Raw genomic sequence first — 9,306 nt, 5'->3', positions numbered from 1 at the left:
TTCAATATACAGAATTTAATTTTCAAAAGTGTTCAATTTGAAATTGCAATTTTCGAAAATTAAATTTTCATTTTATTTTAAAAAATGCTATGATTTAACCAACTAAAAAACAAAGGAGAAACATATGAATTTAGCAAAAATCCGCGGCGGTGCTGGTGATATCACCAAGCCCGATCTTAATGCCCGCATTCAAGATAACTTATACTTAGCCGTTAACTCTGACTGGATTTCTAAAGCCAAGATCCCTGCCGATCGTCCATTAATCAGTAGTTTCAGTGAAATTGATTTAAAAATCGAAAAAGAATTGATGAACGACTTAGCTGATTTTGCTTCTGGTAAAAAAGCTTTGCCTGATATTCCTAACTTTGACAAGGCAATCGAAGTTTATAAATTGGCTAAGGATTTCGCAAAAAGAGACACCGATGGCTTCAGACCTGCCCAAGCTGATCTTGAAACTTTAACCAACCTAAAAGATGTCGATGACGTCAAGCAAAATCTAGCAAAATTATTCTTGCGCTTTAGCTTTCCATTTTTATTTGAAGTTGAACCTGATCGTAAGAATACTAAGATCAATTCCCTCTCCTTCGATCGCAACTCATTGATCTTGCCTGACACTACTAGTTATCAATCTCCTTCTGCTAAGCAACTACTCGATGTTTGGCAAAAGCAAACCGAAAACTTGTTAAAGATGGCTGGTGTTGAAGAAGCTGCTGCTAAGAAATACGCTACTGATGCGCTTGCACTCGATGCTAAAATCGTTAAAGTAGCCAAGTCAGCCGAAGAACGTGCCGATGATGTAGCTCTTTATAACCCAATCAAGACTAACGAATTTGAAGAAAAGGCCAGTTCTTTAAACTTAGGTCAATTACTTGATCAGCTTTTTGAAAAGAAGCCAGATTACGTTGTTGTACGTGAACCAAAATTCTTAGACCACTTCAACGAATTATTTGATCAAGAAAGCTTCGATGAACTTAAAGGCTGGTTAATCTCTACTTTCATTAACAAAGCTGCAGCATTTTTATCAGAAGATTTCCGTCAAGCTGCCTTCCCATTCAAGCAAGCTACCTATGGACAAAAGGAACTACCTAGTCAAGAAAAGGAAGCTTACTATAAAGCTAATAATTTGTTTGATGATGTAATCGGCGTGTATTATGGTCGCACTTACTTTGGTGAAGATGCCAAGGCTGACGTAGAAGATATGATTCACCGCATGATTGATGTCTACGAGCAGCGTATCAGCAATAATGACTGGCTCTCACCTACTACTAAGGAAAAGGCAATTACCAAGTTGCGCGCCTTGGTTTTAAAGATTGGCTATCCTGATAAAATCGACCATGTTTACGATTTGTTCCAGATTACCCCAGCAGGTGAAGGCGGCAGTCTTTACAGTAATCAAGCAGATATTCGTGAAGTCGGTTTGAAGCATAATTTCGATAAACTGTACAAGCCAGTTGATCGCAGCGAATGGTACATGCCAGGCAACTTGATCAATGCTTGCTATGATCCACAAAGAAATGATATTACCTTCCCTGCTGCTATTTTGGAAGCTCCTTTCTACGATATCCATGCTTCTCGTGCCACTAACTACGGCGGTATTGGTGTGGTAATCGCGCATGAAATCTCCCACGCATTCGACAACAATGGTGCTAAGTACGATGAGTTCGGCAACATGAAGAATTGGTGGACTAAGGAAGATTTTGCGGAATTTGAAAAGCGGACTCAAGCTGAAATCGATTTGTTCGATGGTATCAAGTATGGGCCTGTAACTCTTAACGGTAAGCAAATTGTTAGTGAAAATATTGCCGATCAAGGTGGTTTAACTGCCGGTATTGAAGCTAACAAGAATGAACACGGTGATATGAAAGAATTGTTCGAAAACTATGCTCGCATTTGGGCAAGCAAAGAATCTCCTGAAATCATTAAGACAATTGCCGCTTTCGATGTTCACGCTCCGGGTCCTGAAAGAGTCAACGTTCAAGTACAATGCCAACCAGAATTCTACAAGGCCTTCAATGTCCAAGAAGACGATGGTATGTGGCTTGATCCTGCTAAACGCGTAGTCATTTGGTAAAAATCTTATTTTAAATAATAAAACTCAAGTCCTATTAAATCTTGGTGTTAATAAGCCTGGATTTAATAGGATTTTTTGCTTCATTAAGCATCGCTATTTCTTAGGTACATACAGTTTGCTTGATTTTTATTTATTTTTTAGTTAGTATGGAAATGAATGTAAGGGGTTACATTAACATAACAACGTATATGTCTAAAAGTATTCGCTAATGTAACTAGAGATTTTTTACCTAGCCAAAAAAGGAATAGAGGAATAATTTTTATGAAGAAAATTTTAGCAATTAATTCAGGTAGCTCTTCTTTTAAGTTTAAGCTTTTTACTTTTCCCGATGAAAAAGTAATTAGTGAAGGCCTAGCCGATCGAGTCGGACTAGAGGGTTCAACCTTTGCCATTAAAGTTAATGGTGAAAAACATAAAGAAGAAATCGCAATTCCAGACTCTGAAACTGCGGTCACAATTTTACTTAAAAAGCTCAAGAAATATAACTTAATCAATGATCCTAAAGAAATTATTGGAATCGGACACCGGATTGTTGCTGGTGGTGAAGAATTTAAGGATTCAGCGCTAGTTGATCAGGAGACGCTCAAGAAAATTTATGATTTGAAGCAATACGCTCCTTTACACAATGCCGTAGAAGCTGACGTAATTAGGGCCTTTATGAAGTTCTTGCCAGATGCGGCTGAAGTTGCTGTCTTTGATACTTCATTCCACCAGAGTTTAGATAAAGTTCACTATTTATATTCTCTTCCTTACAAGTATTATAAAAAATACGGTGCAAGAAAGTATGGTGCTCACGGCATCTCCCTTAGATATATTAGTCAAGAAGCCGCCAAAATTTTAAACCGTGACCTTAAAGATTTAAGATTAATAGTTTGTCACTTGGGATCCGGTGCTTCAATCACTGCTGTTAAAAACGGTAAATCCTACGATACATCAATGGGCTTCACTCCAGTAGCAGGAATTACAATGAGCTCTCGTTCAGGTGATGTCGATCCCTCCCTACTGCCCTTTATTATGAAAAAGGAAAACTTAAGCATTGACCAAATGATGAAAATTCTGAATCATAAATCAGGCTTACTTGGTATTTCAGGAATATCACCTGATATGCGTGATTTACGTAGTGATGTGACTCCTCTATCTGGTGAGAAGAAGGTTCGTGCTGACCTAGCTCGTAATATTTTTATCAATCGAATCGTTCGCTATGTCGGTGGCTATATTCTTGAAATGGGCGGACTTGATGGCATCATTTTCACGGCTGGCGTTGGTGAACACGATTACCGCGTTCGTGAAGGTGTTATGGATTCATTGAAGCTCCTAGGCTTAAAGCCTGATCTTGCCGCTAATAAGAATAATGATACGTTCATCACTAAGAAGGATTCTAAGATTATTGGGATGGTAATTCCAACCAATGAAGAATTAATGATTGAGCGCGATGTAGTCAGAATTGCTGGATTGAAGTAGAATTTTGGATACTTATTTTTCAAATTAAAGAATTTGAGATAAAAGAAAAATGATATCTTTGCATGTTGCATTGATATCATTTTTTAGTTTTTAATATAATCGATTATCTTTATTTCTTACAATAATTCTCACAACTAAGTGATATGTTTTCTTATAAACAAGGCTATCTAGCTAGCTTTTTAGTTTTGTATCCATAACGATCAAAGTAATTTCCAGCACCACTGCCAAATCTTATAGCTTTTACCTTTTTACCATGTCTAGTTTTAGTAACAGGCACATAATAGATACCATTTCCAGCTCCCGTTACCCAGTCATTGGTATTAAATGAGGTAATACCATGCCATTTAAGTTTATAGGCTTGAAATTGAATAGTATTTATCTTTGAAATAAGCTTACGGTGCTCTTTTATATTTTGATGTTCTACTCTATTTTCCCACTTTGCATATTCTTTTTCAGGTAAAATTTTATAAAGCTTTCTTCCATCTACTGTATGTGCTGTTATCTTACAATGTTTAATTCTTCCATCTTCTTTATAATACCAAGTACCTCTTGTTGCCTTAGGTGTTGTAAACAGAGACTTAGCTCCCCAGCTTGCCGCATTAACATTATGATTTGATTTACTAAAAGTAATACTACCTATCCCTATAGCTATTACAATTATGCTAATGATCTTTAAAAAATTTCTTTTATTCATTGTACGTACTTCCCTACATCTATTAATCTTTATTCTCCAACGGTGAAATCTGATCCTGGTAGAACTTATTTAGCCCTAAGCGAACCTTTTTCTTCCATTGCAACATGTTCATATCAGGATGAGTTTTACGAAATTCACTAAACACTTTAAATGATAGTAAAGCATTAATTCCCGTTTGTTGGTGATCAACTTCGTTTGGGTCATAATGACGAATAACAAATTTGAGATCATCAATATTAAGTCCATTTTCATCAGCGAACTTTTTAATTAGATCTTCTCTAGCATCATCGATCATATTTTGTAAGAGTTCGTTAACTTGCTTATTTCTAAACTTTTCAGGATCAAATTTAATTTGAAACCATAAATTATTTACAATATCAGCCAATGACTTATTGTTCTTACCTAGATTTTCGATATAGTCATCGATTTCTTTTACTTCAGCCTTAGTTCGCTTACTGTTTTCTTTATCATCTGATGGAATATAAGCCTGAATCAATTGAACAATATAAGCATAATTAATCTCTTGTCTACCAGTATTTTCAAGCTCATAATCTGGATCGAACTGATCATCATCTTCTGTTGCTGGCTTATCCTTACCTGTAGCTTCTCTAACCTTTTCTTTAACAACTTCATATGTCGCCCGGGTATCCTCAATGAACATTGGATCTAAGCCATAATCTTTTTCAAGATCAATATTATTGAATTCATTGTAAGTTTTGATAGCACCTAAGCTTTTATCAAAATCCTGATATTCTTTTAGAAATCGTTTTTGATCATCAAGCGGAGCCTCAGTAATTGGAATACCTTGATCTCCCTGATACTTAATGATCTTCTTTTCAGCATTATTGAACTGTAGAATTGATTCATCCCAAGTCGGAGCAAGAGCTTGCTTTTCGCTACCTTCGGTATAAAGCATTAAGGCACCATTGATGCTTTCTTTATATTTCTTAGGGTATTGATAAGTAACTATCTGTCCGTATCTTTTATCTCTATCGAAGATACGGTTAGTTCTTGAAAATGCTTGGATTAAATCCTTATACGGCATTGGTGCACGATCTAAGAATAAAGTTGATAAACATGGTGCGTCAAAACCAGTTAACAGACGATCAACTACTATGACAATATCTAATTGTTGAGAACGTGGTTTAAACTCATCTTTTTTACGAGCTAAACGATCATTTACATTTGTGTTATATGCACCTAATTCAGCCATAGAATAATGAGTATTGAACATCTTGTTGTAATCTTCTAGAGATTGCTTCATCTCATTTTGGTTAGCCTCATCGCCATCACCATTTTCGCCAATAGAGTATGTAATTGCTATTTTAGGAAAATCTGGCAATACTTTCTTGATTCGATTAGGAATTTTAATATCTGGATCTTTATCATTAATTACATCCCTAAAGATTCGATAATATTTTTGAGCTTGTTTAATAGAACTCGTAGTAAAAATGGCATCGTAGGTGTAACCACGATTATCTTTGTTATAAATACCTAATTTGCGATATGAATTATTTAGAATTCTTTTTACTACTGCCTTCATGTGAGAGAGGGATGCATATTCCTTATTTCTAGCATCAGTATCCGATTCGTCAGCATCCTCTGACACATTACTTTCCTCCTCTACTTGAAAACCAAGTACAGCTTTATCTCTGATAGCATCCTTAATGGTATATTTATGCAAGCATTTTCCATATTGTTGTTCAGTAGTTCGAGCATTCTTTCCCTTAGCCTCACGAGCATTTTCTGCAAAAATAGGAGTACCAGTAAAGCCATACCATAAAGGTGGATTTTTAGTAAAAAACGCATCTATTTCATTCTTTTGATCAGGAGAAACTGCACGGTGACACTCATCAACGATAAAGGCTAATTTTACATCTTTTAACTTACGGTATAGACGTTTTTGTTCTTGATCCTGAGCAATTCGCTTGAATAATGCCTGCATTTTTTGTCTAGTAGTAACAATAACCCTTTTATCCGAACTTACTAATTTACGGGCAAGAGAATAACTATTTTCAGTACCCTCAACGTCAATTGAGTCGTTCTGAGCATAAGTCTCAAATGCTTGAGTAGTTTGGGTATCTAAATCATTACGATCGATTAGGAATATCGTTTTTTGAATTGATGGAATTTTCAGTAAATTATGTGCAACTTTATAAGAAGTTAAAGTCTTACCAGAACCTGTTGTATGCCAAACAAAACCAGAATGTGGTTGATCCTTATTATCTTTCCCGTATGATGCATCAAAAATGGCTTGAATTGCATGAATTTGATATGGACGTAACACAATAATACCGTGTTGTGTGCTATCTAAAGCAATATAGTTAGCCACCATATTATGAGCTGCAGGAATAGACAGTACGTCTTTAGCAAACTCAAGATAACTTTGCACAGGCTTATTTTCTTTATCTACCCACGTAGTTAAAAACTTCTCTTTTAATTGTTGTCCAGCTGCAATGTATTGCGTATAGCTTCCATTAGTTACAACAAAGAATTGAAGAGTTGAGAATATTCCATTAAACATCTGCTCATCAATATACTTTTGAATCTGATTGAAGGCCTCTTTAGGCGAGTGTGTCCTATTCTTCAATTCAATATGAATCATCGGTAAACCATTGATTAAAAGAGTTACATCCCCACGACGATTACGATCTATTTCTCTGCGTTTATGAAATTGAATTTGATGCACTACTTCATAGACTGAATTACCACCAGCAATATTATTATTGTTAATCACTACAAAGTCAGCAGTACCTAATTGAGTATTATCTCTTTGAATTTGTAATCTAACTTCTCCATTAACTCCTGCAAGCCATTCTGCAGATTTATAGAAAGTTGGATGAATTATCTTAGATTTAATAATTGCCTTTTCATTATCAGTTAATGGAACATCCTTTAAAACATCTTTGTTTGAGCGAGATAAAATCTTAAAGAAGTTATTCCAAAGATCATCTTCATTTTTAATATCATCACGAAGAGTCCATTGTGACTCTCCATGAGTAAGTTGGTCAATTAAATTTTGTTCGAGTACATTCTCTTGTTCCACGAATTTGATACTCCTTATTTTTATATTACTTATAATTAAATTATCTCATTTAAATTTGGAATTGCATTACTTTTATTTACCTTTTTCGTTTGGGAGCAGCGTAAGTTAGGGACTGCTATAAAAATCATTAAGGATAAAAATAAAAATCAACATTCTTACCGTGCATTTTCAATCTCAAATATTAAAGGATTTATTGCACAAGATGAGCAATTTGGAAAGGATAATACCTATTCTAAAACTGACAAATCAACTAACTATATTGTTAAGCCTGGAATGTTTGCATACAATCCAGCTCGTATTAATGTGGGTTCAATTGCTTATCAAAATCAAATAGAACCAGTATTAGTAAGTTCTTTGTATGAAATATTTCAAACAAATTCCAAAATCGATGATTCATTTTTGATGAATTGGTTTAAAACCTCTTTATTTAATAGACAAATAAAACGTTTAGAAGAAGGTGGCGTTAGGCAATATTTCTTTATTGATAAAATGAAGGAAACTGAGATTAAACTGCCGTCAATTAGTGAACAAAATCAAATTAGTAAACTTCTTCAGTTAGTAAATAAAAATCTTGATCTTCAGCAACGAAAATTAGAGTTATTAAGTCTTATTAAGAAAACAATAATCAAACATCTTTTCAAATTAAAGAATTCCGATTCTTTAAACTTGAAATTTAAAACGAGCTGTTCTCAATGGAATTCAAAAAAATTAGGTGAAATTGCTAAATTTATAAACGGTAGAGCATTTAAACAGTCAGAATTACTAAATAAAGGAAAATACCCAGTGCTTCGAGTCGGAAACTTTTATACAAATGATAAATGGTTTTATTCTGACTTAAATTTAAATAAGAATAAATATGCTGACAAAGGGGATCTGCTATATACTTGGTCAGCTACTTTTGGACCACATATTTGGAAGGGTCCTAAAGTAATATTCCATTATCATATTTGGAAAATAGATTTCGATCCTTCTACTGTTAATAAAACTTTCTTATTCTACTTCTTAGAAGCAGATAAAGAGAACCTTCTTACGAATTCAAATGGCTCAACAATGATTCATATAACAAAATCAAATATGGAAAATAAGATTATAAATTTACCACAATTTTCTATTCAACAGAATATAGGTACTTTCCTATCTAACTTAGATTACTTGATTAATCAAGTAAAAATAAAATCGAAGCAATTAATCCAACTCAAGAGATTTCTTCTTCAAAATATGTTTATTTAGTGAAAAAGGCATCAGACGATGCCTTTTTACTATAATTGCGATAAATGATGCAGTATTTTATCGTTATCCTTATTTTCAAGTTCACGAATAATATGAATATAAGTCTCTTGTGTCGTTGTGGTATTATTATGACCTAAGCGTTTAGCCACACTAGCCACTGATACCCCCTCATATAATAAAAGTGAAGCATGAGTATGCCTAAGACCATGAATAGAAATAATTGGAATATCTAGTTTCTTACAATATGATTCTAATTTTTGATTCAAAGTAGAATTGTAAATTCGTTGATTTTCACCAAAGAAAATAGGTTGATCAGATTCCTTTTGTTGGATCATAGACTGAAATTGTTGCATTAATTGCCAGTCAACCATTACTGTTCTATTAGATGATTCATTCTTTGTAGGCTGAAAATGTCCAACTTTTTCTTTGTAATTCCACGATTTATTGATAATAATACTTTGCTTTTCAAAGTCGAAATCTTCTGGAGTAAGTGCTAGTGCCTCTGCAAATCTCAATCCCGTCTTAGCAATTAGAAAAAAGAACCAATCCCAATTTAATTCTGCTTTTAAATCTAATGATCTTAATAAAGTTTGCAATTCATAAAGATTTAAAAACTTTATTTTCTTTGAACTAGGTTCACATCCTTTAATAATAGCTCTTCTTGTGGGATCAGTTTTTAAGAGGCCGTCATCTACTGCATCGAATAAACTTGCTTTAAGATGATGGTGGAAATCTAGAGTCGTATTTTTTCGCCGATTGTAAAATTAAATTGAACACTTGATAAAAAATAAAAAGTCCATTCGG

5 protein-coding genes and 1 pseudogene are annotated in these 9,306 nt (G+C 34.1%); 3 read left to right on the top strand and 3 right to left on the bottom strand.

The annotated features are described in order from the left end of the window. The first annotated feature begins 124 nt into the window (after nt 1–124). Both CP357_RS08865 and CP357_RS08860 read left to right on the top strand, forming a co-directional pair. Entirely contained in the window at nt 125–2,071 is a 1,947-nt protein-coding gene (locus CP357_RS08865; RefSeq protein ID WP_098037104.1) for a M13 family metallopeptidase, read from the top strand. A 261-nt stretch (nt 2,072–2,332) separates the two neighbouring features. Next, nucleotides 2,333–3,532 carry an acetate/propionate family kinase gene (locus tag CP357_RS08860; protein ID WP_098037103.1) on the top strand — a complete coding sequence of 400 codons (1,200 nt, stop codon included), beginning with the start codon at nt 2,333–2,335 and terminating at the stop codon, nt 3,530–3,532. Between the two features lie 163 nt (nt 3,533–3,695). On the opposite strand, the gene CP357_RS08855 is transcribed toward CP357_RS08860, so the two are convergent. Then, the gene (locus CP357_RS08855) at nt 3,696–4,226 is read right to left on the bottom strand and encodes a hypothetical protein (protein ID WP_025006433.1); all 531 of its coding nucleotides are present in this window, start codon (nt 4,224–4,226) and stop codon (nt 3,696–3,698) included. Between the two features lie 22 nt (nt 4,227–4,248). After that, nucleotides 4,249–7,272: an HsdR family type I site-specific deoxyribonuclease gene (locus CP357_RS08850; protein WP_098037102.1), complete on the bottom strand. Its 3,024-nt coding sequence runs from the start codon at nt 7,270–7,272 to the stop codon at nt 4,249–4,251. Nucleotides 7,273–7,311: 39 nt separating this feature from the next. Between CP357_RS08850 and CP357_RS08845 the strand changes: the two genes are divergently transcribed. Continuing rightward, a complete protein-coding gene (locus tag CP357_RS08845; protein ID WP_369822773.1) occupies nt 7,312–8,502 on the top strand; it encodes a restriction endonuclease subunit S in 1,191 nt (396 codons plus the stop codon). Between the two features lie 29 nt (nt 8,503–8,531). On the opposite strand, the pseudogene CP357_RS08840 reads toward CP357_RS08845, so the two are convergent. Further along, a pseudogene (locus tag CP357_RS08840) lies at nt 8,532–9,251 on the bottom strand (site-specific integrase); the annotation flags it as partial. Between the last annotated feature and the right edge of the window lie 55 nt (nt 9,252–9,306).

The organism is Lactobacillus sp. UMNPBX6 (assembly GCF_002553975.1).
Lineage (GTDB): Bacteria > Bacillota > Bacilli > Lactobacillales > Lactobacillaceae > Lactobacillus > Lactobacillus gallinarum.
The sequence above is the reverse complement of the archived record's forward strand: the minus strand, read 5'-3'. Positions and strand labels throughout refer to the sequence as shown.

Excerpts from the sequence above, each read along its gene's own strand:
- CP357_RS08860 (WP_098037103.1), top strand. The coding sequence starts at position 2,333 with ATGAAGAAAATTTTAGCAATTAATTCAGGTAGCTCTTCTTTTAAGTTT.
- CP357_RS08865 (WP_098037104.1), top strand. The coding sequence starts at position 125 with ATGAATTTAGCAAAAATCCGCGGCGGTGCTGGTGATATCACCAAGCCC.
- CP357_RS08855 (WP_025006433.1), bottom strand. The coding sequence starts at position 4,226 with ATGAATAAAAGAAATTTTTTAAAGATCATTAGCATAATTGTAATAGCT.